Origin of the sequence: Streptomyces sp. NPDC089424 (assembly GCF_044749345.1) — a bacterium.
Taxonomy (GTDB): Bacteria; Actinomycetota; Actinomycetes; order Streptomycetales; family Streptomycetaceae; genus Streptomyces.
This window is the reverse complement of the sequence record NZ_JBIVHU010000002.1, coordinates 482065-508266: the sequence shown is the minus strand read 5'-3', so window position 1 is coordinate 508266 and position 26202 is coordinate 482065. Positions and strand designations below refer to the sequence as shown.

Here is a 26202-nt window from a genome sequence, read left to right as displayed (position 1 = left end):
GAGCGCCAGGTCCGCGCGCTCAGCCGATGGTCCGGAGGAGAGCCTCGGCCAGCGATGCCGAGGAGGCCGGGTTCTGCCCCGTGTGCAGACCCCGGTCGACGACCACGTGCGGCGTCCAGGGTTCGGCGGCCGAGTACTCGGCGCCCAGCTCCACGAGCCGGTCCTCCAGCAGCCAGGGCAGCCGGTCGGCGAGGCCGGTCTGCTTCTCCTCCGCCGCGCTGAAGCCGGTGAGCCGGTAGCCCGCGAACGGCCAGGCCCCGTCCTCCTCCGTGGCCGTCAGCGCCGCGACGCCGTGGCACACGACCCCCAGCGGCGTCTCCGTGAGCTGGGCGGTGCGCAGCAGCCGCGCGGAGTCACCGTCCTGCGCCAGGTCCTGGAGGGGGCCGTGCCCGCCGACGTAGAAGAGGGCGGCGTAGCGGGAGGCGTCGACATCGGCGAGGGCCAGCGGGCTGCGCAGTGCGGCGGTGGAGTCCAGCACGGCCGCCACCGCGGCTGCCCCGTCCGGACCGCCGTTGAACTCCGGCTGGAGGCTGACGGGGTCGACGGTGGGGCGGACGCCGCCCGGAGTGGCCACGGACACCTGGTGTCCGGCTTCGACGAAGGCCCGGTACGGCGCCGTGAACTCCTCGGCCCAGTAGCCGGTGCGGTGCTCGGTGCCGTCGGTCAACGTCAGGTGATCGGCGCCGGTGATCACCATGAGGATCTCAGCCATGTCTGTCGTGCTCCTTGTGCGGGTCCCGCCGTTGCCCAGGCGGGGGAGGGCGCCGGTGGACCGGCGGTGGAACATCGACGACACTAGGTCGCGTATCCATCCGCCTACCAATGGGAAGTCCGATATGAACGATCGGAAATCTGATGGCTCCGAAGCCGGTCCCGGAGCACATCCAGCGGGGAGAGGGCCCCTGGACCTCGGTCTGCTGCGGACATTCCTGGCCGTGTACCGGGCCCGTTCCCTGACGACCGCGGCCCGGGAGCTGGGGATCTCCCAGCCCACCGTGAGCGCCCAACTGCAGGCCCTGGAGGCGGAGCTGGGCCGGCAGCTGTTCGAGCGCCTGCCCAGAGGGGTGGCCCCGACCACGGTCGCCGACGCGCTGGCCGGTGAGGTCGCCGCGCCCCTCGACGCGCTGGCCACGGTCGCGAGCCGGGGGAGGCCGGGTGTGCCGGCGCTTCCGGAGCCGGTGCATCTGGCCGGGCCCGCCGACATGCTCTCGCAGCTGGCCCTGCCCGCCCTCGCTCCGCTGGTCGCGGACGGTGTCCGGCTGCGCGTCACCACCGGGCTGGCCGACGACCTCCTCGCGGGCCTCCAGGCCGGGCGCTTCGACCTGGTCCTGTCGGCCGTACGGCCACGGGGCCGCGCCATGTCGGCGGTGCCGCTCATGGACGAGGAGTTCGTACTCGTGGCCGCGCCCGCCTGGGCCCGGCGGATCGGGCCGCTCACCTGCGACGACCCGGAGCCGCTGCGCGACGTCCCGCTCGTGGCGTTCGCCGAGGACCTGCCGATCCTGCGCCGCTACTGGCGCCACGTCTTCCGGTCCCGGCTGTCCGCACGTCCCGCCGTCGTCGTTCCGGATCTGCGCGGAGTACGCTCCTGCGTCGCCGCCGGGTCAGGGGTGACCGTCCTGCCGCGCTACCTGTGCGAGGACGACCTTGCCGCCGGGAGGCTCGTCCTGCTGCTGAGCCCCGAGGACGCTCCCATCAACACCGGGTTCCTGGTCCAGCGGGCGGGCGCCCTGCCGCGCCCTCATGTCACGGCGGTGCGCGAGCGCCTGCTGAGCGCGGCCCGCGAGTGGTGACGGCCGCTGGAGAGCGCCCACGGGGCGGGCTCCCTCGGACGCTGCCGGCGGGGCCTACCGCGTGCCCGGGAGCCGGACCGCGACGAGGAGACCACCGGCCGGGCGGGGAGCGAGGTCGAGGGTCCCGCCGTGGGCGCGGACGATGCTGTGCACGAGGGCCAGCCCCAGGCCGACGCCCGCGTGCTCGTCGGTACGCACGCGTTCCGTCCCGCGCTGGAAGGGTTCGGTGAGCGTCGGCACCAGTTCCGCCGGGAGAGGATGCCCCGTGTTCTCGACCCGGACCACGCTCGCGTCGCCCTGCGCCTCCGTGTGGACCGTGACGGTGCCGCCCGTCGGGAGGTTGTGGACGACGGCGTTCTGGACGAGGTTCGTCATCATCCGCAGCAGGAGCTCCGCCGAGCCGCTGGTGCGTGTCGCACCGCCGGTGACGTCGAGTGTGATCGCGCGCTGCTCCGCGAAGGGGAGCAGGGTCTCGGCGGCCTCCTCCGCGACGAGGGAGAGGTCGACGCTCTCGCGGGTGAACGTCCCCCGGTCGCTGCGGCTGAGCAGCAGGAGGGCCTCGGTGAGGTCGATCGCGCGCGTGTTGACGGCTTGCAGGCGTCGGACGAGTTCGCCCTGGTCCCGTGTGGGGTCCCTGCGGGCGAGGTCGAGCAGCGCCTGCGAGATGGCCAGCGGGGTGCGCAGTTCGTGGGAGGCGTTCGCGGCGAACCGCTGCTGCTCGGCCACGTGCGCGTCGAGCTGTTCGAGCATGGTGTCGAACGCGTCGGCGAGTTCCCGGAACTCGTCCTGACGGCCCTCCATGCGGATCCGGTGGGACAGCGACCCGCTCCCGGCCGTCCGTGCCGCTGCCGTGATCCGTGTGAGCGGGGAGAGCATCCGGCCGGCGAGGACCCATCCCCCGGCGAGGCCGAACACGAGCAGGAAGACCATCGCCATGGCCGCGGCGGGGGCGAAGGTGCGCACCAGGAGGTAGCGGTTGGGCGCGACCCCGAGGAGGCCCCTTTGGGTGTCGGGTACGTAGCGCAGCAGGAACACCCACACCACCGCCAGCAACAGGGCGCCGGCGACGGCGAGGAAACCGGCGTAGCTGAGGGTGAGTTTCATGCGGGCGCTGAGCCCTGGACGTCTACGCATGGGCGTCACCGGGACAGAAGGGGTCCGTACGGCCGTCGATCCGGTAGCCGACGCCGGGCACCGTGGCGATGATCCAGGGCTCGCCGAGCCGCTTGCGCAGCGCCGAGACGGTGATGCGTACGGCGTTCGTGAAGGGGTCGGCGTTCCCGTCCCAGGCCCGCTCCAGCAACTCCTCGGCGCTGACGACCCCGCCTTCGGCGCCGACGAGAACCTCCAGCACGGCGAACTGCTTGCGGGTGAGCGCGACATAGCGTCCGTCGCGGAAGACCTCCCGGCGGAACGGGTCCACCCGCAGGCCAGCCATCTCGCGTACCGGGGGGCGGGCGTAGGCGCGCCTGCGGTCGAGTGCCCTCAGCCGCATGACGAGCTCGCGCAGCTCGAACGGCTTGGTGAGGTAGTCGTCGGCACCGAGTGCGAACCCGGTCACCTTGTCGTCGATCCGGTCGGCCGCGGTGAGCATGAGGATCGGGATGCCGCTGCCGGAAGCGACGATGCGCCGGGCGACCTCGTCGCCGGAGGGGCCGGGGATGTCACGGTCGAGGACCGCCAGGTCGTAGGAGTTGACACCGAGGAGCTCCAGGGCGGTGTCGCCGTCGCCGGCGATGTCGGCGGCGATCGCCTCCAGCCGGAGACCGTCACGGACGGCCTCGGCGAGGTACGGCTCGTCCTCCACGATCAGTACGCGCATGCCGGCAGCCTAAGCAACGCCGCGTGTCGTCGGCGTATGCGTCGCAGAGGGCGGGCGCACACCGGCCCGCGCCTCAGCCCGTCGGCGCGAACGCCGAGCGCGGCCGTTCCGACGGCGCCGCCGCCCTGGCGCGCCACCAGGGGCGCGACGCCAGCGCCGCGAGCACGGCGCCGGTCGCGTTCACCAGTACGTCGTCCACGGAGGACACCCGGTCCAGCCGCAGCGCGTACTGCGCGGTCTCGACCAGGACCGAGCAGCCCGCCCCGAGTGCCAGGACCCGCGGCGCCGATGCCAGCGCCGCGAAGCGCATCGGGGCGAAGAACCCCACCGAGGCGAAGACCAGCAGGTTGCCGACGATCCCGCCCGGCCCCATCATCAGCAGGTCCCGCAGCGGCACCAGACTCACTCGCGCGGGAGCGGTGCCGGGTTCGGCGCCCGGCATCATGGTCATCCACAGGAACGGCACGGTCCCGTGCACCATGCCCACCTCGGCCAGCGACATCCGCCACGCCGACGCGACGCCCGCGGCACGCCGACGCAGCGCCAGAGCCGACACCACCAGCGCGGCCAACGGCAACGCCACCAACGTCATCAGCACCACACCGTTGAACGTGTCGTAACAGCCGTGCCACCGCCCGGCCATGCACCTCGGAGCGGCCATCGTGAGCGGCCGCAGCGGGACGAACGCGGCGCCCGCCACGCCGAGGACCACCAGACCGAGCAGCGCGATCCTGCGTGTGCGGCGGGACGGCGGTGCGGACAGGGAAGCGTCGTCGTTCATGGCCCCCATTGGATGTGGCGGGCGGTTGCCGTGGCGTATCGGATTCTCGATACGCCCGCGATACACGGGATTTCCACGCCGATGGTCGGCTACCAGGTCGACGTCCCCGCACTGCATGCGGCCCATCCGGGAGTCGGCTGGACCGGATTCACCGACTGGGTCCGGAGCGCGTTCCCTGCCGCGCGCTGAACCCCGTGGGGGGCACGGGAGTCCGACGTCGCACCCGGCGGCACCGTCACAGAGGCGGGCGGAGCGGCTCGCTGTAGCGCTCCCCGGCGTAGGGCTGGACCGCGTCGCGGACCGCTGGGGCGCCTCCTGGCAGCCGGTCCACGCGGACCAGGGCGTACGCCTGATGCCCGTCGACCAGATGCGTCGGCGCGGCGCGCAGCGTGGTGCCGGGCAGGAGCCACACCACCAGCCAGGGCCGGGCGTCCTTGCTGAAAGGTTCCGGCCCCATCGTCACCGCGGCGATCTCGTCCCAGTAGAGGAAGAGCTCCTGCTTCGCGACCTTGCGCATCCCGATGCCTTCCGGTCCGACGCGCAGCCGCAGCGGCCTGCGCCACCGCTGGAAGTAGCGCACCGCCAGGGGCCAGGACAGCAGCGTGCCCATCGTGGCGACCGGGAGCAGCGCGAAGGGGCCGATCAGGCGCTGGTGGACGACGAACTGCACCAGCAGGAAGGTGCACACGGCGGCCGACGCCGCCCAGAAGGCCGTCCAGACTCCTGCCCGGCTTCTGGGGGCCAAGTGGTGTTCGCCGCCGGGAATCCGGCGTTCGGGGCCCGACCGGGTCACCGGGACGGGCAGGCGGACGGTGCGTGGGGCGGTCTCGAAGCGGGCACCGCCGTGGCGGGCGAGTTCCGCCGTGAGCGCCGAGACGCTCTGGTCGAGGTCGCCGCAGTCGACGATCGTGTAGCGCGGCAGCCCGTCAAATGTGTGATCGGGTCTGCGGGACAGTGTGACGCCGGGTGCCGTCCAGAGCCGGAGGTGCGGCTTCGGAGGCTTGGTGTCCACGCTGTTCTCACCGGTGTTCGGCGGATGCCACAGGGCGACCCTGTCGATCTGCTCCCAGGCGAGCTCCGCGTCGTGGAGCGTGATCCCGAACCCGTCGACGCGCAGCCTGAACGGCCGCCGGGCCTTCCAGAGGTACGCCACGCCCGTCAGCGAGGCGACTACCCCGTACAGCGTCACGCCCAAAGGGCCGTCGACGGCGTCGCCGACGAGGAACCACACCAGGCCCCCGGCGAGCCCCAACGCCCCTGCCACCAGACAGAGTTGCCCTCGCCGTCTGATGCGTCCCACGGTGAACTCCATGGCCCCGGCCCCCCTGCTGCGTCGCCCCCTGGACTCACGACCATGATGAGCCTGCCGCGGCGCACAACTGACCCACGTCGGCATGGTGTTGCCTCACCGTGACGCCCACGCGACAAGGCAACGGCCGTCGGCCCGTCGGCCGTTTCGGGTGCCGGTCCGTATCGGTCGCGGGGCCCTGGTCGTCCGCGCTGGACCCGTCCACTGCGGACAGTCGCCGACGGCGTCGAGGAACTGGTCCCTCAACGGGAACTCACCCCCACCACGCAGGCGCGTCGCTTTGACGCTCGGGCAATTCGGGGCTGCCCTGTGACTGCCCGGGTATTCATGGGCCGGGCTCGGACCGCGCTGCGGCGGCGGCCCAGCGACGGATGTGCTGGTCGGGGTGGGCCCGGGCGGATGCGATGGTGTTCTCCAGTAGTCCGTGCAGGCGCCGCGGGTAAGACGCGCGGGAGGTGGGCAGTCCCAGCAGGACACGGAGGCGCGTCCGCGGGATCGGTGACGTCGGCGAACACCCGCAGGGAGGCCTCCAGCCAGGCGTCCCTGATGTCTTGCGAAGCGTCCAGAGCGGGATCACGTACCCCCTCGCATCCGTAGGCCGGGGACCGATCCGCACGCAAACGCACATGGGCGCAATACCAGGCCCGCACCGCACCCGCTCGCTCGGCATCCGTGCCGACCCGTAGATGGTCGACCAACGCCGCCATCACGCGACGGCGTCCGAATGCGCTGTCGGCAGGCACTTCAGCCGAGGGCTTCCCTCAACCGGTCACAGAGCAGCTCCACTTCCGCCGCACCTGGGAAGCATCCCGCTTCGCCCATAGCCGTTTGCAGTGCCGGTCCGAAGGCGTCGAACCGGGTCATATCCTCCCGCGTCACCGGCTGCACGACGAAGTGAAGGTGGCCCGGAACCCCGCCGGCGTGCGACCACAGGCACACGTACACCTGCTCCGGGGTCATCACTTCGGTGACCGCCGCACTCACCCGCTGGAGCAAGGGACCCAGCTCCACGGACTCCTGCTCCGTCAACTCGGCGACACGCAGGACATGCCGAGCGGGCTTGACCACGACGGTGCCCAGGCCCAGGGGGCCGACACAGTGCTCGACCACCCAGGAAGCGGTGCGCAGCACGTTCCCTCCCGGCAGTGGAGCCCGGCCGGCCATGAGGTCACAGGCCAAACATCCGCCACGCGTACCACCCTTTTCGGCCACCGATGGTTCCTCCGATCCCCGAGAGCGGCGGACTGCGCCGGCCGCCCGCACCCCCGAACCGCGGCGCCGTCCGCTCGACGCAGGCCACCGACGTGAACGCCATGATCGCAGGTCATGGATGGGGGCTCCGAGTCCGGCCTTCGGGTCGTGCTGCCGGTTCCCTTGCCAACTCCCCGCCGATCGTGGATTTTTGACAGTGCCTTGACAAATAGTCCCCGTGCCGCCAGGGTGCAAATATCTCGCAGAGTCGCACAATCTTTCAGACGAACCGCGCAATAACTCTGCAGACGAGCACCGCTGATCCATGCGGCAAGGCGCGGCCGACGCGCGCCTGCCTGACTTCCCCCACCGTCAGGAAGGAAAGCTCTGTCATGTCTCAGCGCCCTCGCGCAGGGTTGCGATGGCTCACCGCACTGGTCCTGGTTCTGTCCGGAGCCGCGGTAAGCGCACCGGAACGCGCGGCAGCCGCCCCCGCAGACCTCCCGCCCAACGACTACCAGCAGGTCCAACTCGCCACCGGGGCCGCCGAAATGGGCGAGCCCATGTCGCTGGCCGTCCTGCCCGACCGCTCCGTGCTGCACACCGCGCGCGACGGCACGATCCGTCTCACCGATGCCGCGGGCAACACGAAGCAGGCCGGGAAGCTGGACGTCTACACGCACGACGAGGAAGGCCTCCAGGGCGTCGCCGTCGACCCCGCCTTCGCCACGAACCGCTACGTCTACCTCTACTACTCCCCGAAGCTGAACACCCCCGCGGGCGACGCACCCACCACGGGCACCGCCGCCGACTTCGCGCCCTGGAAGGGGCACCTCAACCTGTCGCGGTTCACGCTGCGCGCCGACGGCACCCTGGACATGGCCGGCGAGAAGGTCGTCCTCGAAGTGCCCAACGACCGCGGCCAGTGCTGCCACGTCGGCGGTGACATCGACTTCGACGCGGCCGGGAACCTCTACCTGACGACCGGCGACGACACCAACCCGTTCGACTCCGCCGGGTACGCCCCGATCGACGAACGCACCAACCGCAACCCGCAGTTCGACGCCCAGCGCAGCTCGGGCAACACCAACGACCTGCGCGGCAAGGTGCTGCGGATCAAGCCGACCGCGGCCGGCGGCTACACCGTCCCCGCGGGCAACCTCTTCGCCCCGGGCACCGCGAACACCCGGCCCGAGATCTACGCGATGGGCTTCCGCAACCCGTTCCGGATGTCCGTCGACCGGCCCACCGGCACGGTCTACCTCGGCGACTACGGTCCCGACGCCGGCGCCACCGACCCGAACCGGGGCCCCGGCGGCCAGGTCGAGTTCAACCGCATCACCTCGCCCGGCAACTACGGCTGGCCGTACTGCACCGGCACCAACACCTCCGGCGAGGTCTACAACGAGTACACGTTCCCGAGCGGCCCCTCCGGCGCCAAGTACAACTGCGCGGGCGGCCCGGCGAACAACTCCTTCCGCAACACCGGCCAGGCCCAGCTGCCGCCCGCCAAGCCCAGCTGGATCAAGTACGGCCTGGACGGATCCCCGCCCGAGTTCGGCGGTGGCTCGGAGTCCCCGATGGGCGGCGAGGTCTACCGCTACGACCCCAACTCGACCTCCACGGTGAAGTTCCCGCAGTCCCTCGACGGCCGCTACTTCGCCGGCGAGTACGGCCGCCAGTGGATCAAGGCGATCGAGGTCAAGAGCGACGGCACGTACGGCACCATCGAGGACCTCCCCTGGAACGGCACCCAGGTGATGGACACCGACTTCGGCCCCGACGGCGCGCTGTACGTCCTGGACTACGGCACCGGGAGCAACAACTCGGGCCTGTACCGCGTCGAGTACATCGGCGGCAGCAACCGCAACCCGGTCGCCCAGGCCTCCGCGGACCGCACCTCCGGCGCCCTGCCGCTGACCGTGCGGTTCTCCTCCCAGGGCAGCTCCGACCCCGAGGGCGGTGCCCTCAGCTACTCCTGGAACTTCGGTGACGGCACCACGTCCACCCAGGCCAACCCCAGCCACACGTACACCACCGCGGGCACCTACCGCCCCACCCTGACGGTCCGCGACCCGCAGGGCCTGACCGGCACCGCCAGCCTGGTCGTCACCGCGGGCAACACCGCGCCGACGGTGACCCTGCAACAGCCACCGGACGGCCAGTTGTTCTCCTTCGGTGACACCGTGCCCTTCCGGGTGCAGGTCAGCGACCCCGAGGACGGCACGATCGACTGCTCCAAGGTGAAGGTCACCTACCTCCTCGGTCACGACAGCCACACCCACGCCATCACCTCCACGAGCGGCTGCCAGGGCACCCTCACCATCCCGGCCGACGGCGAGCACGACAGCGCCGCCAACCTCTACGGCGTCTTCGACGCCGAGTACACCGACAAGAGCGGCCTGACCACGCACTCGGTGCGCACCCTGCAGCCCCGCCACCGCCAGGGCGAGCACTTCGGCGCCCAGTCCGGCATCCAGACCGCCGACCACGCCACCGCCGAGGGCGGCAGGACGGTCGGCTTCACCGACGACGGCGACTGGGTCTCCTTCAAGCCGTACGTCCTCGCGGGCGCCACGAAGTTCACCGCCCGGGTGTCCTCCGGCGGTGCGGGCGGCAGGATCGAGGTGCGCGCGGGTTCCGCCACCGGGACCCTGCTCGGCACCGCGACCGTGCCGGTGACCGGCGGCTGGGAGACGTTCACCGACGTCACCGCCAACCTCTCCGGCGCGCCGTCGGGCACCACCGAGCTGTTCCTGGTGTTCCGTGGCCCGACCGGGCAGGGCAATCTGTTCGACCTCGACGCCTTCACCCTCGGCACCGGCTCCACCACGACCACGCCGTGGGAGGCGGAGTCCTTCAGCTCCGCCTCGGGCGTCCAGTCCGCCGCGCACGGCCCGGCCAGCGGGGGACTCACCCTCGGCTACATCGACAACGGCGACTGGGCCGGCTACGCCTCCGTCTCCACCGCGGGCGCGACCTCGGTCTCCGCGCGGGTCTCCTCGGCGGGAGCCGGCGGCACCCTCCAGTTCCGCTCCGGCTCACAGACCGGGCCGCTGCTCGGCTCGGTGACGGTGCCGGTGACCGGCAGCTGGGACACCTTCACCACCGTCAACGCCACGCTCAACGGCGCCGGAACGGGCCCACTGTTCCTCACCTTCACCGGTGGCTCCGGCAGCCTGTTCGACGTCGACACCTTCACGCTCGCCTCCTCGACGACACGGAAGGGGTGATGGCATGACCACCCTCATGCGGCGACTGCGCCGCGGCGGCGCGGCCCTGATCCTGGCACTGCTGGGCGCCCTGATCGTCCCGGCGGGCACCGCGCACGCGGCCTCGTTCGAGATCCTGGTGTTCTCCAAGACCGCGGGATTCCGGCACGACGCGATCCCGGCCGGCCTCGACGCCCTGCGCACCCTCGGCCAGCAGAACGACTTCACGGTCACGGCCACCGAGGACGCCGCCGCCTTCACGGCCGGCAACCTCGCGAACTACGAAGCGGTGGTGTTCCTCAACACCACCGGCGACGTCCTCAACTCCACCCAGCAGACCGCCCTGCAGTCCTACGTCGACTCCGGCGGCGGCTACCTCGGCGTCCACGCGGCGGCCGACACCGAGTACGACTGGCCGTACTACGGGCAGCTCGTCGGCGCATGGTTCCAGAGCCACCCCGCCATCCAGCGGGCCACGATCCGCAACGAGGACCGGACCCACCCCGCGACCTCACACCTCGGCGCGACCTGGACCCGTACCGACGAGTGGTACAACTACCGCGCCAACCCGCGCGGCGGCGTGCGCGTGCTGCAGACCCTGGACGAAAGCACCTACAGCGGCGGCTCGATGGGCGCCGACCACCCCATCACCTGGTGCCACCGGCAGGGCCAGGGCCGCTCCTTCTACACCGGACTCGGGCACACCATCGAGTCGTACGCCGACCCGGCCTTCCGCTCCCTGCTGCTGGGCGGGGTGCGCTACGCGGCGGGCCAGGTCGCGGCGAACTGCTCGCCCCCGGCCGGCACCGTACCGGTCGAGGCCGAGTCGTTCACCTCGGGCTCCGGTGTCCAGGCGGCCGCGCACGGCCCCGCCAGCGGCGGCCAGACCCTCGGCTACATCGACAACGGCGACTGGGCGGGCTACTCCGCCGTCTCCACCGCCGGGGCGAGGACGTTCACGGCGAGGGTGTCGTCCGCGGGCGCGGGCGGCACCGTCGAGATCCGCTCGGGCTCGGCCACCGGCACCCTGCTCGGCACGGTGGCCGTGCCGGTGACCGGCGGCTGGGAGACCTTCACCACCGTCACGACGACCCTGACGGGATCCGCCTCCGGACCGCTGTTCCTGAGATTCACCGGCGGAAGCGGCGCCCTGTTCGACATCGACACCTTCAGCCTGGGCGCCCAGCCCGTCTCCGACGCCCTGTCCGACGACGTCCACCTCTTCTACTACCCGTGGTACGGCAGCCCGGCGGTCAACGGCGGCTGGCGGCACTGGCAGCAGGGCGGCCGCACCCCGCCCGAAGACGTCGGCGCCGACTTCTACCCGGCGCTCGGCCCGTACGACTCGGGTGACTACGCGGGCACCGTCGCCCGGCACATGGAGTGGGTCGCCCGGTCGGGCGCCGGCGTGATCGTCTACAGCTGGTGGGGCCGGGACAGCTACGAGGACCGGCTCGTGCGGGGCGTGCTCGACGCGGCGCAGAAGCACGGCATCCAGGTCGCCTGGCACCTGGAGCCGTACGCGGGCCGTAGCGCGGCCTCGACGGTCGCCGACATCGAGTACATCAACCGCACCTACGGCAGCCACCCGGCCTTCCACCGCGCGACGGACCACGGCGACAGGAGCGCCTTCTACGTGTTCCAGAGCCTGGACATCGCCGACTGGACGGCGCTGGACCAGGTCACGGACGACAGCATCGTCCTCGCCCAGACCACCGACACCTCCAAGATCGCGCACTTCTCCGGCATGTACACCTACGACGGCATCGCGGGCGCGACCGCGCCCGGCTGGAAGCACGCGGGCGACCACGCCCGGGCCAACAACCTGATCTGGGCCCCGTCCGTCGCGCCCGGCTACCTCGACGACCGTGCGGTGCCGGGCAACACCACGCCCACCGTGGAGCGTGCGAACGGCGCGGCCTACGACCGGCAGTGGTCCAACGCCCTCGACCCGGCGATCGGCGGTTCACCGACGTGGGTGTCGGTGACCTCCTTCAACGAATGGCATGAGGGGAGTTCCATCGAGCCCGCCGACTCGACACCGCCGGGCGGCCGCGGCTACCGGACGTACGACGGGGCCTACGGACTGACGGGCCAGGCCGCGGAGACCGCCTACCTGGACCGGACCGCCTACTGGGCGGGCCGCTTCCGTCCGGCGGCCGCGCGCTGAGGCGAGCCGGCTCCCCGCACCGATGAGGGCGTCCGGCCGGCACGTGCCGGCCGGACGCTCACGGACGTGTCGTCGGGCGAGGATCCGGCTACGCCTGGAGTTCCAGGACGTCGGCGATCACGCAGCTGACGTTGTCGGGTCCGCCGGATCCGTTGGCGAGGGCGACGAGTTCGCGGACGGCCTGCTCGGGTTCGGCCGTCCCGGAGAGCACTCGGTGGATGTCCGGGGTCGGGACGACGGTCGACAGCCCGTCGGAGCAGAGCAGATACCGATCGCCGAGGTGGGCGTCGTGGAGGCGCATGTCGGCGGCGGTGCCGGCTCCTTGGCCCAGGGCCCTGACGAGCAGCGACCGTTGAGGGTGGGAGGCGGCTTCCTCCGGGCTGAGCCGGCCCTCGTCGACCATCGACTGCACCAGGGTGTGGTCGTGGGTGATCTGGGCCAGCTCTCCGTCGCGCAGGAGGTAGGCGCGGGAGTCGCCGATGTGGACGAGGCCCAGCTGCGATCCGGTCCAGAGCATGGCCGTGAGCGTCGTGGCGGTTCCTTCGGGCGCGGAGCCGTGCCCGGCGACGTCGTGCACGGCCTGTCCCGCCTCCTCGATGACGTCTTCGAGGGTGTTGAGGAGTTCGCCGACCGGGATGTCGTCGGCTTCGACCCGCTTGAGCGCCTCGACGGCGGCCGCGCCGGCCGGGGCTCCTCGACTGCCGCAGCCGTCGGCGACGGCGAGCAGACGGGGACCGGCGTAGGCGGTGTCCTGGTTGATCTCGCGGACCAGGCCCGTGTCGGAGAGGGCGGCGTAGCGGATGCCCAGGGGACCGGTGGTCGGGGTCATGGCAGGGTCCTTCCGTGACAAGTGGTCGATGAGGAAGGCGGCCAGGTCCCGCCGTGCGGCGGTGTCGGCCTCGACCTGAGCCCAGAACGCGCGGATCTCCCGGGCCGCCTGGCCCGCCTCCAGCGTCGTGACGTGCTGGATGCGGGCCAGGGGCATGCCCAGACGGCGGAGCCAGGCGACCGTGCGGGCCTGCTCCAGCTGTTCCGGTGCGTAGAGGCGGTAACCGGTCACGGGGTCGACGCGGGCGGGGGTCAGCAGGCCGAGCTCGTCGTAGAGACGCAGTGCCTTCGGCGACAGCCGGGATGCCTTCGCGAACGCCCCGATGGTCAGCAGGCCCATGCGCGCTCCTCCTCACGCCGGGCCCCTCGCCCGGCCCCACCGATGCTGCGGCTTCCCCCAGGGAGAAGGTCAACTACGGGGCTGAGGGTGCCATGTCCCGTCGAGCCGGATGCCGGCGGCCGCCACGATCCGGTCGCGTGATGCCGGCCGTCGGGCCCTCAGAGCGGCCAGGTCGACGTCCACCAGCGCACCTTCGCGTTTGGCCACGCGGCCGTCGGCGCGCAGCAGGACGATGCCGGCGTCCTTGCCCGGCGTGATGCTGCCGGTGCGGGCGTCGAGGCCGCACGACCGGGCGGCGTCGACGGTGGCGAACTCCAGCAGGTCCCGCGAGCGCAGTCCGCCGTCCAGGCCGCGCTGCGCGGCGAAGGCGGTACGCATGGCGGAGTACATGTCGCCGCCGACCGACGCCCGGCCGGTCATCGGGGATCCGAAGCCCATCTTCAGTTCGACGTCCGGGCTGACCGACAGCGAACTGCCCGCGTCGGCGAGCATCCGCAGCTCCTTATCGCTCATCCCGTTGCCGTGCACGAACGTGGTGGAGTCCCGCAGCAGATTGTCCTCGCGCAGATCGGCGACCGGACGCCGCCCCTCGCCGCCGTCCACGTGCAGGCTGGTACGCAGGCGCCATGGTGACCGGACCGTCCCCGGCCAGGACGGAGCGGACACGTCGGACGGCGTCGTCCACGGGGCCGGGGGTGCCCCATCCGGCGCCGAGGCAGAAGATCGATCGCCCCGGCGCATCCCGCAGCGCGGCGACGCGGCGTCCTCGTGCTACGGCCGAGCAGGGTGCCCAAATAGACGTATCCGCAGCCGGTAGTCCGCCTCCGGCCGCGTCGGGGGCAGGACGGCCGCGACCGGGTTGCCGAGATAGGGGAGGGCGGAGAACACATCGACCTGCACGAACGAGCGCGAGCGCGAACGCGCAGTGGGCATTGGGAGCCTTTCGTAGCGGCCACAGCGACCTTGCGCCTCCGCCCGGCAGCAAAGGCAGGTCCGTCGAGTGCACCACCGCGAGCCGGCAGCAGTCGGCGACCGCGGGGGCCATGGTGCGGCCCCCGCGCCACTCAGGACGGCAGAGGCGTCGTGCCCGTGGTCTCCGAAGGGGACGAACGGTCGAAGCGCGGCACGGTCCATCCTCCGTCACCGTGGATGTCCCGGGCGATCAGCGTGACGACGGCAGCCGACCCGACCAGCTCCAGCACCGACTGCACCGTGCCGAGCGGAACCTGGAGCAGCGCCCCCGTGGCCGCCGCGCCCCACAGCTTGAAGAAGGCGGTCGGCATCATGAACACGGCGAGCGCGAACGAGAACCCGGTCGCACTCGGCATACGCCGGCCGACGAGTACCAGGCCCACGCCGCACAGCGCGGTCAGACACGCCCACTGCCACGGTGAGGACACCGCGAGGACCGCCTGGCCGTTGCCCCGGCCGACCAGCAGGTCGGCCAGCATCCCGGGTCCGACCTGCACGGCCGTCAACGCGTTGCGCAGGACGTAGACGACGTTAAGGGCCGTCAGAAGGACGGAGGACACCGCGGCGGTGACCTTCACCGGGCGCAGTCCGTCCGTGGGGAGGTCCTCCTGGCGTGCGGCCTCCTCCTGTTCCAGCCGGTGGGCATGGAACAGCAGGCCGCCCTGGGCCAGGGCGACCACGACGATCAGTGCGCACGTGCCGCCCACGGCGGTCAGGGACGGGCCTTGGAGGTCACCGAACCAGGGGTCGGAGGGCGAGTCCAGGAGCATGTACCAGACCACGGGCACCCGGAACGCCAGCGTCGCCGCGCATGCGGCCACGAGCATGCCCCCGGCGCCCCGGATACGGCCGAGAGCGGCGTAGCCGGCGAACAGTTGCAGGGCCGCGAGGCCGATGTCCAACGAGGTCGTGGCGGCCAGGTCAGAGGGGGGACCGACGGTCCATGTCGACCACACGTCGACCGGGCCCCGGTCCACCACGTCGTAGCAGAGCCAGAAGGCGCTGTGCGTGAAGAGCACCAGGCTCAGCACGCCGACGATTGCCCGGACGCGTTCGATCGACACCTCTGCACGATCCATGGCTCACCTCAGATATGGCGCTGGGGAGATCAGAAAAGGCTCCTGGCGGCGAGTGGGTAGCTGCCGCGGAACAACGCGCACACATTACTGGATTCAACTACGCACTCGAACACGCGCCCGGGGCGGCCGCCGGGGCGCGCCGGGCCGTACCGCGGGCACGTGGACCGTCGCCGGTGGACGATCGACACCCCGACCTGCGCGAACGCGTCTCTCCAGAAGGGCGATTGCCGGGATGCCGCACCCCTGACGGGGCGGCGTGTCACGCGACCTGGCCCCAGGATTCCATCGAACCGACACACATCTTCCATCCGGGCGAGCAACCGGGCCTGCCGACGAAATCCGCCCAGCAGAGGGGGACATGACGAAGTCGAGAGGAATTCCGCGGGTCGCCCTCGACCGTTCATCTCCCGCAACGGCCGCGTGCGACTGCTTCTTTGAAGCTCCCTGGACGGCAGGGAAAGTCAGGGAAGGCCAGGGGGCGCCAGGGGCCGCCTGCGCCGAAGCGGCTGTTCGCACACTCCACGTACGGGTCTGTCCGGTTGCTGTGCCGACCGACCCGCTCGACGATGGTGATCAGTCGCGGTCACCTCGCGACCGTCACGTCACCCGCGCTCACGCTCCTCATGGACAGCGCCCGGGCGCCGTCGCGTCCGTCCCCGCTGCCTGGCGCCCGGGCCAAGGAGGAACCCGCTTGTCCAGCGTGTTCACCCAGATGTACAAGACCCGCGACCTGCGGAAGAAACTGCTGTTCACGCTGGGTGTCGTCGCGCTGTACCGCATCGGCGCGCACGTCCCCATCCCCGGCGTCTCGTACGAGAACGTGCAGCGGTGCGTGAGCGCCGCGGAGGCAGGGGGAGGCCTGCTGGGTCTGGTCAACGTGTTCAGCGGCGGGGCGCTGCTCCAGATCACGGTCTTCGCGCTGGGGATCCTTCCCTACATCACGGCGAGCATCGTGCTGCAACTGCTGACCGTGGTCATCCCGAGGCTGGACACCCTGAAGAAGGAGGGCCCGTCCGGGCAGGCGAAGATCACGCAGTACACCCGCTACCTGACGGTCGGCCTCGCCGTTCTGCAGGGCACGGGCCTGGTCGCCACCGCCCGTAGCGGCGCGTTGTTCCCGGGCTGCCCCGCGGCCGGGGCCATCGTGCCGGACTCCTCGGTCCTCACCACCGTGGTGATGGTGCTCACGATCACGGCCGGGACGGCCTGCGTGATGTGGCTCGGCGAGCTGATCACCGAGCGGGGCGTCGGCAACGGCATGTCGCTGCTCATCTTCATCTCCATCGCCTCCACGCTCCCCGCGGCGCTGTGGGCCGTGAAGCAGCAGGGCAGGGTCCTCGACGGCTGGGTCAACTTCGGCAGCGTCGTCCTCGTCGGCCTCGCCATGGTGGCCCTGGTCGTCTTCGTGGAGCAGGCCCAGCGACGCGTACCGGTCCAGTACGCCAAGCGGATGGTGGGCCGCAAGGCCTACGGGGGAACAGCGACCTACATCCCCCTCAAGGTGAACCAGGCCGGCGTCGTCCCCGTCATCTTCGCCTCGTCGATCCTGTACGTGCCCGCGCTGATCGCCCAGTTCTCCCATTCGACCTCGGGCTGGGCGACCTGGATCACCGGAAACTTCGTCAAGGGAGACCACCCCTTCTACGTGGCCGCGTACTTCCTGCTGATCGTGTTCTTCGCCTTCTTCTACGTGTCGATCACGTTCAACCCCGAGGACGTGGCGAACAACATCAGACAGGCCGGTGGCTTCATCCCGGGCATTCGCGCGGGCACCCCGACGGCCGAGTACCTCCACTACGTCCTCAACCGCCTGACCTGGCCGGGATCGCTGTATCTCGGCCTGATCGCACTGGTGCCCACCGTGGCGTTCGCGAGCTTCGGGGGAGCCAATCAGCTCACCGGGACGAGCATCCTCATCATCGTCAGCGTCGGCCTGGAGACGGTCAAACAGATCAACAGCCAGATCGAGCAGCACAGCTACGAGGGCTTTCTGCGCTGACGCCCACCCGCGTGGCCTGATTCCGGTGGCGGGCGGGCGCGCCTCTCGGAGATGATCGCGCTCATGGCCTCCTCGACGGTGTCGAACATCGCGATCGATTGTGTGAACGCCTATCGATTGGCGCGGTTCTGGAGCCAGGTGACGGGGCATCCCCTGGATCCCGAGGACCGACCGGGGGACGACGAGACGGAGATAGCGCTGCCCGGCGGCCCGGCGTTGCACTTCAACGAGGTGCCGGAGCCCAAGGCGGTCAAGAACAGGCTCCATCTGTGTCTGCGCCCGGACACCACGAGGGACGCGGAGGTCGAGCGCCTGCTGGAGATCGGCGCCTCCTTCGTCGCCGACCACCGCAAGCCCGACGGCTGGGGCTGGGTCGTTCTCGCCGATCCGGAGGGCAACGAGTTCTGCGTACTGCTTGCGCAGTCCGAGCGGGCCGCGTTGTCCTCCTGACGTCAGGCGTCGCCTCACACGCCGTCGGAACGACAACACGCGCGACCCGGCGGGGGATGAACGTGCGGCGGCGGTGCAGTTACGGCATGTTTGTGACGCACATCCTGGTGGCGTACTTTGTGGCGAATTAGAGGATTCTGATGGCCGTAGAGGCAGAACCGTCCACGCTCGTGCCGGCGGAAGGACGGCGGTCGAGGGGACGGATCGTCGTGGACTGGCTGACCACGACCGACCACAAGAAGATCGGGCATCTGTACCTGCTCACGTCCTTCGGCTTCTTCCTGATCGCCGGCGCGTTGGCGCTCGCGCTGCGGGCCGAGCTGGCCCGCCCGGGACTTCAGATCCTTTCCCACGAGCAGTACAACCAGACGTTCACGCTGCACGGCACCATCATGCTGCTGCTGTTCGCCACCCCGACGTTCGCCGGGTTCGCCAACGCGATCATGCCGTTGCAGATCGGCTCTCCCGACGTCGCGTTTCCGCGGCTGAACATGTTCGCGTACTGGCTGTTCCTGTTCGGCGGCCTGATCGTGCTCAGCAGCTTCCTCACGCCGGACGGCGCCGCGGACTTCGGCTGGACCGCCTACACGCCGCTCAGCGGCGGCGAGCGCACCCCGCAGATCGGCGGCGACCTGTGGATCATGGGGCTCGCGCTGTCCGGGTTCGGCACGATCCTGGGCGCGGTCAACTTCATCACGACGATCATCTGCATGCGGGCACCCGGCATGACCATGTTCCGCATGCCGATCTTCACCTGGAACGTGCTGCTCACCTCGGTGCTGGTCCTGCTCGCGTTCCCGGTCCTGGCCGCGGGACTTCTCGTCCTGGAGGCGGACCGGAAGTTCGGCGCGCAGGTCTTCGACCCGGAGAACGGCGGAGCGCTCCTGTGGCAGCACCTGTTCTGGTTCTTCGGTCACCCGGAGGTGTACATCCTGGCGCTGCCGTTCTTCGGGATCATCACCGAGATCCTCCCCGTGTTCTCCCGCAAGCCGATCTTCGGCTACACGGGTCTGATCGCCGCCACCATCTCCATCACGGGCCTGTCCGTGGTCGTGTGGGCGCACCACATGTTCGCCACCGGGGCCGTGCTCCTGCCGTTCTTCTCCTTCATGAGCTTCCTCATCGCCGTGCCCACCGGTGTGAAGTTCTTCAACTGGGCCGGCACGATGTGGCAGGGCTCGCTGTCCTTCGAGACGCCCATGCTGTGGGCCGTCGGCTTCCTCGTCACCTTCTTGTTCGGAGGCCTGTCCGGGGTGATCCTCGCGTCACCGCCCATGGACTTCCACGTCACGGACACGTACTTCGTCGTGGCGCACTTCCACTACGTGGTCTTCGGCACGGTGGTCTTCGCGATGTTCGCCGGATTCTATTTCTGGTGGCCCAAGATGACCGGCACGATGCTCGACGAACGCATCGGCAAGGTGCACTTCTGGACGCTGTTCGTCGGCTTCCACACCACGTTCCTGGTGCAGCACTGGCTGGGTGCCGAGGGCATGCCCCGCCGCTACGCCGACTACCTCGCCGCCGACGGCTTCACGGCACTCAACACGGTCTCCTCGATCGGCGCGTTCCTGCTGGGCCTGTCGACGCTCCCGTTCCTCTACAACATCTGGAAGACAGCCAAGTACGGCAAGAAGATCGAGGTCGAGGACCCGTGGGGCTACGGCCGCTCCCTCGAATGGGCGACCTCCTGCCCGCCGCCGCGCCACAACTTCAACGCCTTGCCCCGCGTCCGCTCCGAGTCCCCCGCCTTCGACCTCCACCACCCCGACGTCGCCCAGTTGGAGCAGCAGCAGTTCACCGGCAGGCGCGACGTGATCGAACCGGGGCACATCGAGGGCGGCAGACCGTGATGCGTGCAGCCCCGGCTCACGACCGCGCAGGCCGAGGACCAGCCGCTCAACGCGTGGCCGCGCGCCGCCGTACAGCGGCGACCGCGCCCAGGGCCACCCCGACCGCGATGACGATCAGCCCGCGCACCCACACCCCGGCCTCGACCTGCGTGGCGAGCAGCACGCACGACAGCGCGCCCAGCACGGGCACGGCCGTGCAGGCACGGAAGTGCGGCCCGGCCGCGCGGTCGCGCCGCTGGACGAGGACGGCGGTGTTGACGACGAAGAACACCACCAGGAGCAGCAGTACGAGGGTGGAGGCCAGGGTCGCCACGTCCCCGGTGAGCGCCAGCAGGAACGACAGGACGGTCGTGGCGGCGATCGAGGCCCACGGGGTACGGCGTCGGGGCAGCACGGACGTCAGGAAGCGGGGGAGGAGACCGTCCCGCGCCATGCCGTAGGCGAGGCGGGAACTCATGATGCCGGTGAGCAGCGCACCGTTGGCCACGGCGACGAGGGCGATGAGGCTGAACACTTTCGGGGGTACCCCGCCCGCTGCCTCGACCACTTCGAGCAGCGGACCGCTGGAACCGGCGAGGGTCTCGGTGGGGACGGCGGCCGAGGCCACGATCCCGACGAGGACGTACACGGCCCCGGCCGTCACCAGGGCGCTGAACAGGGCGAGAGGGTACGAGCGACGCGGGTCACGGGTCTCCTCGGCGACGTTGACGGAGGTCTCGAAGCCGACGAACGAGTAGTACGCGAGCACCGTCCCGCTCAGCACCCCTGCGGCCGCTCCCGTCTCGGCGGTGCCGAGGTGGACGAGCCTGCCGAAGTCGCCGTCGCCGCGGAGGAACAGCCACGCTCCGAGACCGACGACGAGCAGGAGACCGCCGACCTCGACGACCGTCGCGGCGACGTTGGCACGGGTGGACTCGCTGATGCCCCGTGCGTTGAGCAGGGCCAGCGCGCCCAGGAAGGCCGCCGCCACCCCGACGACGGGGAGGGTGACGAAGGCCGTCAGGTAGTCGCCGGCGAAACCACGGGCCAGCGCCGCCACGGACACGATGCCCGCCGCGAGCATGCAGAACCCGGTGAGGAAGCCGGTGAACGGCCCGTAGGCGAGGTTGGCGTAGTGGGCAGCGCCTCCGGCCCTCGGGTACTTCGTGGCGAGCTCGGCGTAGGAGGCGGCCGTCAGGAGCGACAGCAGCAGGGCGAGGAGCAGGGGGACCCACACGGCACCACCGGATTCCGCGGCGATCCGACCGACCAGGACGTAGACGCCGGCGCCCAGCACGTCGCCCAGGATGAAGAAGTAGAGCAGCGGAGTGGTCAGCGCCTTCTTCAGGCCGGAGGTCTCGCCCTGGTGTGGTCCGTGAGGTGCGTGTGAGGAGGAGGTTGTCACTGCTACCGATTACCCCCGCGCGCCCTGTCAGGCACTCGTGCGGTGCAGTGTCCGGTGAGCGCGAAGAAGACGCCGCCGGCGGCGGTGTAGGCAACCAGCAGGTCGAGGCTCGGGTCGCCCGCGAGGGCCAGGAAGTTCCAGTTGATGCCCGCGAGGACGGAGAGGCCGCCGCGAGGCCGAGGGGGAGTGCGACGACGGCGCTCAGCACGCCGCCGAGCATCGTGACACGGCGTTCGGATCCCTCGGTGCGGGCCCGGTGGTCGACCAGCGACGACACGGCGTCGATCAGCGGATGGACGACCAGCAGGGTGATGGCCGCGGCGCCCAACGGCTCGTCGCTCGGGGTGAGCGAGGCGAACGCGGTGGCCCAGGCGACGGCCAGGACGCCGCGGCACAGGTGGAGCACGACCAGGGTGGAGCGGCCGTCGCGGGCCACGGGCATGCGGGAGGTCGGGGAGAGGGCTGCCGTCCGACCCGCCTCGAATGCCCGGATGATGCCTTCCGACAGTAGGGCGCTCCGCACGGGGCCGGTAGAGGATCACTGTGAATGCGGGTACAGCCGCAGGCTGTCGCCGGCAGGAGGTGTCACTTGCTGTGCAGGCTCCAGGCTTCGCCGCTCGCGGCGGCGTCGTCAGGGAGTGCCGTCCAGGCGGTGCCGTCGAGCTTGAGGGCGTGGAGGAGGTAGGCCGAGATCGTGTCCGCGACCAGGGCGACTCGGGTCGGGTCCTCGTCGGTCGTCTCGGCTACCTTCTCGCCGGCGACGCCACCGAGGGTGTGCTCGCCCTCGGCGAGGGTGAGCAGGCTCTTCGGGGCCGGGCTGAGGTGGTAGGCGTCGGTGAACCAGTCCGGCCCGCGGGTGGACATGGCCGACTGGTCCTTGCCTCCGGCGACGATCAGCGCCGGGGTGGACATGGTGGAGTAGTCCGGCTTCATGAACGACAGGTGCTCGGCGGCGAACGGGGTGAGACTGTCGCCGGTTCCTGTCGCCGCGATGAGCGCTCCGGCTCTGACCGCGCCGTGGGAGAAGTCCTCTCCGGGCACACCCGAAGCGTCCAAGACGCGCGCGCCGAGGAGTGCGCCGACGGTCTGCGCGCCCCAGGAGTGCCCGACGGCGGCGATACGGTCGTGGTCGATCCGGCCGTCCAGCCCGCCTGCCTGGGCGAGTATGCCGCCCAGGTTGTCGAGGACGGTGTGGAGATCGGCGACGCGCACCCGCCAGATGGTGCCGAACCGGGGGTCGTCGAATCCGATGCCGTTGCGGCGGGAGTCCAGGTGGGTCGGCTGCACGACGACGAACCCGGCCGCGGCCCATCGGTCGACGAGAGGCTCGTAGCCGTCCATCGACCAGGCGTTGCCGTGCGAGAACACGATGACCGGCATGTCCCGGCCCGAGACCGGGGCGGTGACCTTCACCTGCAAGTCGATGCCGCGTCCGGTGGCGGGGACGGTGATGGGCTTGACCGCGGTGATCCGACGGTCGCGCTGTTCGGTGCGCATGGTGATCTTGCCTTTCCTGGGATTCCGGGCTCTGTCATAATTTGGCGGAACGCTGTTCCGTCAACGTAGCGGAACATTGTTCCGCGAACAAGGGAGGAAGCTGTGCCGGAACCGTCCGGGGCGCGCCAAGTGGCAGCGCAACGCACCCGTGAGGCCCTGCTGGCCGCAGCGGCGGCCGTATTCGTGGAGCAGGGAGTGCAGGCACCCATCCGCGACATCGCCGGACGCGCCGGCGTGGGCCTCGGCACCGTCTACCGGCACTTCCCGACCCGAGCGGATCTCGTCACCGCCGTCTACCGGCACCAGATCGACGAGTGCTCCGCCCTGGCGCCGCAGCTCCTTCGGGAACCCGTCCCGCCCTACGTGGCGCTGACGCGGTGGATCGACGCGTTCGTGGACTTCCTGGTTACCAAGCACGGCCTCGGCGCCGCGCTGCGGTCCGACGACCCGGGCCTGCAGAACCTGCACACGCTCATGCTCGACACCTTGGTACCGGCGTGCTCGACGCTGATCGACGCCGGTGTGGCCGCGGGGGAGATCGACGCGGACGTCACCGCGTACACGCTGATGCGCGCCGTCGGGAATCTCTGCATCCTGGGCGGCGACTACGACCGCACCGACGCGCAGCAGATGGTCGCCCGCCTGCTGACCGGGTGCCGCCGCACACCGTAGCGGCCGGCCGGACGAGGGCTTCTCCGGCCATGGCCACCGGGGCGTTCAGCTGGATCAGCCGAGGGCGTCTGCTTCCCGTGGTCATCCGCGGACGGCGTTGGGCAACGACCCCGCACCACGACGGCCGCCTCGACGACGTCGCGGTTCCCCCAGTTCGTCCTCGTACGACCGCATGGCAACCCGGGGCCAGGGGCACACGGGCGGTGCATGACCCACGCGGGTAGCGGCGGACCAGGGAGGCTCCCGATGCTGAATGCACACCCGGCCGTGTTGAAGGATCTTGTCGAGCAGTACGAGGCGCTGCGCACCCTGCACGGCGAGGACGGCAGCGAGGAGGTGCGCCGGCGTATGGACGACATCGGCTACACACTGTGCGTGTCGACCGCGACGCGCGATGTCGACGAGGCACTCGTCGCCGCGCGCCGTCAGCTGTCGGCCCTCCGCGCCTCGGACGACACCCTCCAGGCGACCTGACCCGCCGGACGGAAGCTCCGGACATGTGGTTCCTCGTGGAGCTCGAATACCTCCCCGAGCGGTTCCTCCCCGTGCGCGCCCGTCACCGCAACTACCTGGCGGATCTCGCCCGAGAGGGAAAGCTGGGCTTCGCGGGCCGACTCGAGGACGACAGCGGCAGCGTGTTCCTGTACGGGCCGGGCACGGAACAGGAACTGCGGACCCTGATGGACAATGATCCGTACATCCTCGAACACGTGGTGGCCAGACGAACGGTACGTCCGTTCGTACCCGGGGTGGCCTTCGGCCTCCCACCCGCGGGCCACTACGAGTGACCTGCCCCCGCCATTTGATCGATGTGCGGGAGGCGGAGCTCAGCGCGGGCCCGTTGTCACTGGATGCGCTCAGGTGGTCGACAGGCCCCAGGTCGAGTTCGCGGGCATCGACCTGATCGGGCAGTCCGTCACCGCCGTCGACAGAGCCCTCACCCGCCCACCGCCGTCGAGGAGGGCCGGAACCCGTCCTCGACGGCGGCGGCCGGCTCTAGTTCAGATGTCGGTCGAAGAAGCGGTTCCCGTCCTCCCCTTCGAACCATGGGGTGCCGGTGTGCCCTCCCATGTTGGCGTGCAGCGTCTTCTCCTTGCTGCCGAAGGCGTCGAACAGGTCGAGGGCCCGTTGCCGGGGGTTCCCTTCGTCGTCCCACTGCAACAGGAGCAGCAGCGGGATGGTGATCTGCCGTGCCTCCTCGCGTTGCGCGTGGGGCACATAACCCCCGGCGAACAAGCCGGCGGCCGCGATACGCGGTTCGACGGCCGCCAGGCGAATACCGACGGCGGTCCACCCCGAGTACCCGACCGGGCCGCCGATCTCGGGCAGCGTCAGGAGGTCGTCCAGGGTGGTCCGCCATTCCGGGACGGCGTTCCGGACCAGCGGGGCGATGAAGGACTCGAAGATCTCGTCGACCGGCTCGCCGGCCTGCATCGCCCGACGGAGGTCGGCGCGGGCCTGCTCGGCGGCGGCGGAACGGGGCCGGTCACCGCAGCCCGCGGCGTCGATGGTGGCCACCGCGTAGCCGTACGACACGGTGTGCCGGGCGCAACTAGCAACGGCGGCAACGGTCCGCCAAAGGGTTTTCGCGGAGTCCCCGTGACCGGACGGCACGGATGGGAGATCTCGTCATAGGACAATCGGGCGGTGACGCGATCCCCGAGCCGTGACCGCTCCCTCGAAGAGCTTGAACGCGACCACTGGCCTGCCCCGCCGGCCGACGCCTCTCGTCTAGCCGCCACCGTGCACGCCTTGCGGCGTCGTCCGATCGGCGAGCTGACCGTCGAGGACATGCGTCTGTTGATCGGGCAGGACATAGGGCTGCCCCACCTTCTGCCGCTGGCACTCGAGGTGTTGCGGGACAACCCGATGGCGGAGGGAGACCTGTACGAAGGCGACCTGCTGTCCGCGGTGCTCACCAGGAACCCAGCGGTCTGGACCGAGTCTTCCGGACTCGGCCGAGAGCTTCGCGCGATCGTCTCGGAGCTGACCGACCTGCCACCTGAGCTGCGACAGAAGGCGGAGCGATTTCTGAGGTCAGGGCTCTGGCGGAGCTAAATCAAGGTGCGTCGGAGCTGCTCGGCACTCCTATACTCGTGCCGGTTCATGGAGGGGGAGGTGGGGACAGTGAAGCTTGCTGAGGCACTGGCAGAGCGCGCGGAGGCGACGCGCCGGGTCGAGCAGTTGAAAGCACGCGTCGTCAGCAGCGCGCGGTACCAGGAGGGGGAGACACCCGCCGAGGACGCGGCCCAGTTGTTGGCCGAGGTCGGCGAGGTCCTGGACGCCCTGGAGACGTTGATCCGGCGCATCAACCGGACCAATGCCACGGTGGAGATGGAATCAGGCGGCACTCTCACCGACGCACTGGCGCGCCGGGATGTCCTGCGGCTGCGACACACCGTGGTGACCGCTGCCGCGGACGCCGCTGCGGGGCAGGGCGAGCGTGGATACGGCCGCCAGCTCCGGTCCGAGCTGATGATGCTCTCCGCGCTTCCTGTCGCGGAACTGCGCGGACAGGCCGATGTGCTCGCCCGGGAGATCCGCGAGGTCGATGTGCGGATCCAGCGTACGAACTGGGAGGTCGACCTGCTGGACTGAGAGGTCCAGGCAGTCGGACGATGCGGAGCAGGTAGCGGCTTCGGAGGCGTGCACACACCGAGGGTCGGCGGATTTCCGGCCCACTTGTGGCGCGTGGAGAGCAACGCGGGGGTTCGACTCCCCATCAACAGCGCAGCTCAGCACCGCGTACAAGTAACAGTGCACATCGCACGGCACATCACCACGTGCAGATCCGAGGCGGTGAGGGCGGGTTAGGGGCTCTTCGCATCGCAGGCCGGCGACTTTGCCGTG

The 26202-nt window shown here is 70.6% G+C and carries 22 protein-coding genes and 1 pseudogene; 11 read left to right on the top strand and 12 right to left on the bottom strand.

Annotated features, from left to right (window positions below):
• Positions 1-19 precede the first annotated feature (19 nt).
• Positions 20-712 (bottom strand): type 1 glutamine amidotransferase domain-containing protein, encoded by a 693-nt coding sequence (locus ACIP2X_RS09955; protein WP_401669907.1) that lies wholly within the window; start codon positions 710-712, stop codon positions 20-22.
• A gap of 124 nt (positions 713-836) precedes the next feature.
• On the opposite strand from ACIP2X_RS09955, the gene ACIP2X_RS09950 reads away from it, so the two are divergent.
• The gene (locus ACIP2X_RS09950) at positions 837-1793 is read left to right on the top strand and encodes a LysR family transcriptional regulator (RefSeq protein WP_401669904.1); all 957 of its coding nucleotides are present in this window, start codon (positions 837-839) and stop codon (positions 1791-1793) included.
• A 54-nt stretch (positions 1794-1847) separates the two neighbouring features.
• On the opposite strand, the gene ACIP2X_RS09945 is transcribed toward ACIP2X_RS09950, so the two are convergent.
• The 5 genes from ACIP2X_RS09945 to ACIP2X_RS09925 all read right to left on the bottom strand — a co-directional run bounded on the left by ACIP2X_RS09945 (position 1848) and on the right by ACIP2X_RS09925 (position 6836).
• Entirely contained in the window at positions 1848-2927 is a 1080-nt protein-coding gene (locus ACIP2X_RS09945) for a sensor histidine kinase (RefSeq protein ID WP_401669902.1), read from the bottom strand.
• Positions 2920-3615 carry a response regulator transcription factor gene (locus ACIP2X_RS09940; protein ID WP_401669899.1) on the bottom strand — a complete coding sequence of 232 codons (696 nt, stop codon included), beginning with the start codon at positions 3613-3615 and terminating at the stop codon, positions 2920-2922. The genes ACIP2X_RS09945 and ACIP2X_RS09940 overlap by 8 nt, the downstream gene beginning before the upstream one ends.
• 73 nt (positions 3616-3688) lie before the next feature.
• Complete coding sequence (locus ACIP2X_RS09935; RefSeq protein ID WP_401669896.1) at positions 3689-4396, bottom strand: VanZ family protein; 708 nt, start codon at positions 4394-4396, stop codon at positions 3689-3691.
• Positions 4397-4631: 235 nt separating this feature from the next.
• Entirely contained in the window at positions 4632-5696 is a 1065-nt protein-coding gene (locus tag ACIP2X_RS09930) for a hypothetical protein (RefSeq protein WP_401669893.1), read from the bottom strand.
• A gap of 753 nt (positions 5697-6449) precedes the next feature.
• Positions 6450-6836 (bottom strand): HIT family protein, encoded by a 387-nt coding sequence (locus ACIP2X_RS09925; protein ID WP_401669891.1) that lies wholly within the window; start codon positions 6834-6836, stop codon positions 6450-6452.
• Between the two features lie 452 nt (positions 6837-7288).
• Here ACIP2X_RS09925 and ACIP2X_RS09920 point away from each other — a divergent pair, with 452 nt between their 5' ends.
• Together ACIP2X_RS09920 and ACIP2X_RS09915 are read left to right on the top strand one after the other, a co-directional pair.
• Positions 7289-10129, top strand: coding sequence for a carbohydrate-binding protein (locus tag ACIP2X_RS09920; RefSeq protein ID WP_401669889.1), 2841 nt, complete (start codon positions 7289-7291; stop codon positions 10127-10129).
• Between the two features lie 4 nt (positions 10130-10133).
• A complete protein-coding gene (locus tag ACIP2X_RS09915; protein ID WP_401669887.1) occupies positions 10134-12278 on the top strand; it encodes a ThuA domain-containing protein in 2145 nt (714 codons plus the stop codon).
• An 88-nt stretch (positions 12279-12366) separates the two neighbouring features.
• Here the strand turns inward: ACIP2X_RS09915 and ACIP2X_RS09910 are convergent, their stop codons facing one another.
• The 3 genes from ACIP2X_RS09910 to ACIP2X_RS09900 form a co-directional block, all read right to left on the bottom strand.
• A complete protein-coding gene (locus ACIP2X_RS09910; RefSeq protein WP_401669884.1) occupies positions 12367-13446 on the bottom strand; it encodes a MerR family transcriptional regulator in 1080 nt (359 codons plus the stop codon).
• Positions 13447-13515: 69 nt separating this feature from the next.
• Positions 13516-14049 carry an amidohydrolase family protein gene (locus ACIP2X_RS09905; RefSeq protein WP_401669882.1) on the bottom strand — a complete coding sequence of 178 codons (534 nt, stop codon included), beginning with the start codon at positions 14047-14049 and terminating at the stop codon, positions 13516-13518.
• A 461-nt stretch (positions 14050-14510) separates the two neighbouring features.
• Positions 14511-15497 (bottom strand): hypothetical protein, encoded by a 987-nt coding sequence (locus ACIP2X_RS09900; RefSeq protein WP_401669880.1) that lies wholly within the window; start codon positions 15495-15497, stop codon positions 14511-14513.
• A 691-nt stretch (positions 15498-16188) separates the two neighbouring features.
• Between ACIP2X_RS09900 and secY the strand changes: the two genes are divergently transcribed.
• The 3 genes from secY to ctaD all read left to right on the top strand — a co-directional run bounded on the left by secY (position 16189) and on the right by ctaD (position 19799).
• Positions 16189-17496 (top strand): preprotein translocase subunit SecY, encoded by a 1308-nt coding sequence (gene secY / locus ACIP2X_RS09895; protein ID WP_401669878.1) that lies wholly within the window; start codon positions 16189-16191, stop codon positions 17494-17496.
• 63 nt (positions 17497-17559) lie between these two features.
• Positions 17560-17946 carry a VOC family protein gene (locus ACIP2X_RS09890; RefSeq protein ID WP_401669875.1) on the top strand — a complete coding sequence of 129 codons (387 nt, stop codon included), beginning with the start codon at positions 17560-17562 and terminating at the stop codon, positions 17944-17946.
• Between the two features lie 140 nt (positions 17947-18086).
• Positions 18087-19799 (top strand): cytochrome c oxidase subunit I, encoded by a 1713-nt coding sequence (gene ctaD, locus ACIP2X_RS09885; RefSeq protein ID WP_401669873.1) that lies wholly within the window; start codon positions 18087-18089, stop codon positions 19797-19799.
• A 46-nt stretch (positions 19800-19845) separates the two neighbouring features.
• On the opposite strand, the gene ACIP2X_RS09880 is transcribed toward ctaD, so the two are convergent.
• Positions 19846-21183, bottom strand: coding sequence for an APC family permease (locus ACIP2X_RS09880; RefSeq protein WP_401669871.1), 1338 nt, complete (start codon positions 21181-21183; stop codon positions 19846-19848).
• 585 nt (positions 21184-21768) lie between these two features.
• Entirely contained in the window at positions 21769-22680 is a 912-nt protein-coding gene (locus ACIP2X_RS09875; protein ID WP_401669869.1) for an alpha/beta hydrolase family protein, read from the bottom strand.
• A gap of 102 nt (positions 22681-22782) precedes the next feature.
• On the opposite strand from ACIP2X_RS09875, the gene ACIP2X_RS09870 reads away from it, so the two are divergent.
• From ACIP2X_RS09870 to ACIP2X_RS09860, 3 genes are all read left to right on the top strand, one after another.
• Positions 22783-23352 (top strand): TetR/AcrR family transcriptional regulator, encoded by a 570-nt coding sequence (locus ACIP2X_RS09870; protein WP_401669866.1) that lies wholly within the window; start codon positions 22783-22785, stop codon positions 23350-23352.
• 246 nt (positions 23353-23598) lie between these two features.
• Positions 23599-23826, top strand: a complete 228-nt coding sequence (locus ACIP2X_RS09865) for a DUF5133 domain-containing protein (RefSeq protein WP_401669863.1) — start codon at positions 23599-23601, stop codon at positions 23824-23826.
• A 23-nt stretch (positions 23827-23849) separates the two neighbouring features.
• Positions 23850-24140, top strand: coding sequence for a YciI family protein (locus ACIP2X_RS09860; protein ID WP_401669861.1), 291 nt, complete (start codon positions 23850-23852; stop codon positions 24138-24140).
• Between the two features lie 208 nt (positions 24141-24348).
• Here the strand turns inward: ACIP2X_RS09860 and ACIP2X_RS09855 are convergent.
• Positions 24349-24900, bottom strand: a pseudogene (locus ACIP2X_RS09855) (alpha/beta hydrolase); the annotation flags it as partial.
• Positions 24901-24999: 99 nt separating this feature from the next.
• On the opposite strand from ACIP2X_RS09855, the gene ACIP2X_RS09850 reads away from it, so the two are divergent.
• Together ACIP2X_RS09850 and ACIP2X_RS09845 are read left to right on the top strand one after the other, a co-directional pair.
• Positions 25000-25410 carry a contact-dependent growth inhibition system immunity protein gene (locus ACIP2X_RS09850; RefSeq protein WP_401669859.1) on the top strand — a complete coding sequence of 137 codons (411 nt, stop codon included), beginning with the start codon at positions 25000-25002 and terminating at the stop codon, positions 25408-25410.
• A 69-nt stretch (positions 25411-25479) separates the two neighbouring features.
• Positions 25480-25950 carry a DIP1984 family protein gene (locus tag ACIP2X_RS09845; RefSeq protein WP_401669857.1) on the top strand — a complete coding sequence of 157 codons (471 nt, stop codon included), beginning with the start codon at positions 25480-25482 and terminating at the stop codon, positions 25948-25950.
• Positions 25951-26202: the final 252 nt, after the last annotated feature.

Bases quoted from the DNA above. Each gene is read 5' to 3' on its own strand.
- ACIP2X_RS09940 (WP_401669899.1), bottom strand. From the start codon at position 3,615: ATGCGCGTACTGATCGTGGAGGACGAGCCGTACCTCGCCGAGGCCGTC.
- ACIP2X_RS09865 (WP_401669863.1), top strand. From the start codon at position 23,599: ATGCTGAATGCACACCCGGCCGTGTTGAAGGATCTTGTCGAGCAGTAC.
- ACIP2X_RS09945 (WP_401669902.1), bottom strand. From the start codon at position 2,927: ATGCGTAGACGTCCAGGGCTCAGCGCCCGCATGAAACTCACCCTCAGC.
- ACIP2X_RS09915 (WP_401669887.1), top strand. From the start codon at position 10,134: ATGACCACCCTCATGCGGCGACTGCGCCGCGGCGGCGCGGCCCTGATC.
- ACIP2X_RS09910 (WP_401669884.1), bottom strand. From the start codon at position 13,446: ATGGGCCTGCTGACCATCGGGGCGTTCGCGAAGGCATCCCGGCTGTCG.
- ACIP2X_RS09955 (WP_401669907.1), bottom strand. From the start codon at position 712: ATGGCTGAGATCCTCATGGTGATCACCGGCGCCGATCACCTGACGTTG.
- ACIP2X_RS09900 (WP_401669880.1), bottom strand. From the start codon at position 15,497: ATGGATCGTGCAGAGGTGTCGATCGAACGCGTCCGGGCAATCGTCGGC.
- ACIP2X_RS09890 (WP_401669875.1), top strand. From the start codon at position 17,560: ATGGCCTCCTCGACGGTGTCGAACATCGCGATCGATTGTGTGAACGCC.
- ctaD (WP_401669873.1), top strand. From the start codon at position 18,087: ATGGCCGTAGAGGCAGAACCGTCCACGCTCGTGCCGGCGGAAGGACGG.
- ACIP2X_RS09920 (WP_401669889.1), top strand. From the start codon at position 7,289: ATGTCTCAGCGCCCTCGCGCAGGGTTGCGATGGCTCACCGCACTGGTC.
- ACIP2X_RS09950 (WP_401669904.1), top strand. From the start codon at position 837: ATGAACGATCGGAAATCTGATGGCTCCGAAGCCGGTCCCGGAGCACAT.
- ACIP2X_RS09935 (WP_401669896.1), bottom strand. From the start codon at position 4,396: ATGAACGACGACGCTTCCCTGTCCGCACCGCCGTCCCGCCGCACACGC.
- ACIP2X_RS09860 (WP_401669861.1), top strand. From the start codon at position 23,850: ATGTGGTTCCTCGTGGAGCTCGAATACCTCCCCGAGCGGTTCCTCCCC.
- ACIP2X_RS09875 (WP_401669869.1), bottom strand. From the start codon at position 22,680: ATGCGCACCGAACAGCGCGACCGTCGGATCACCGCGGTCAAGCCCATC.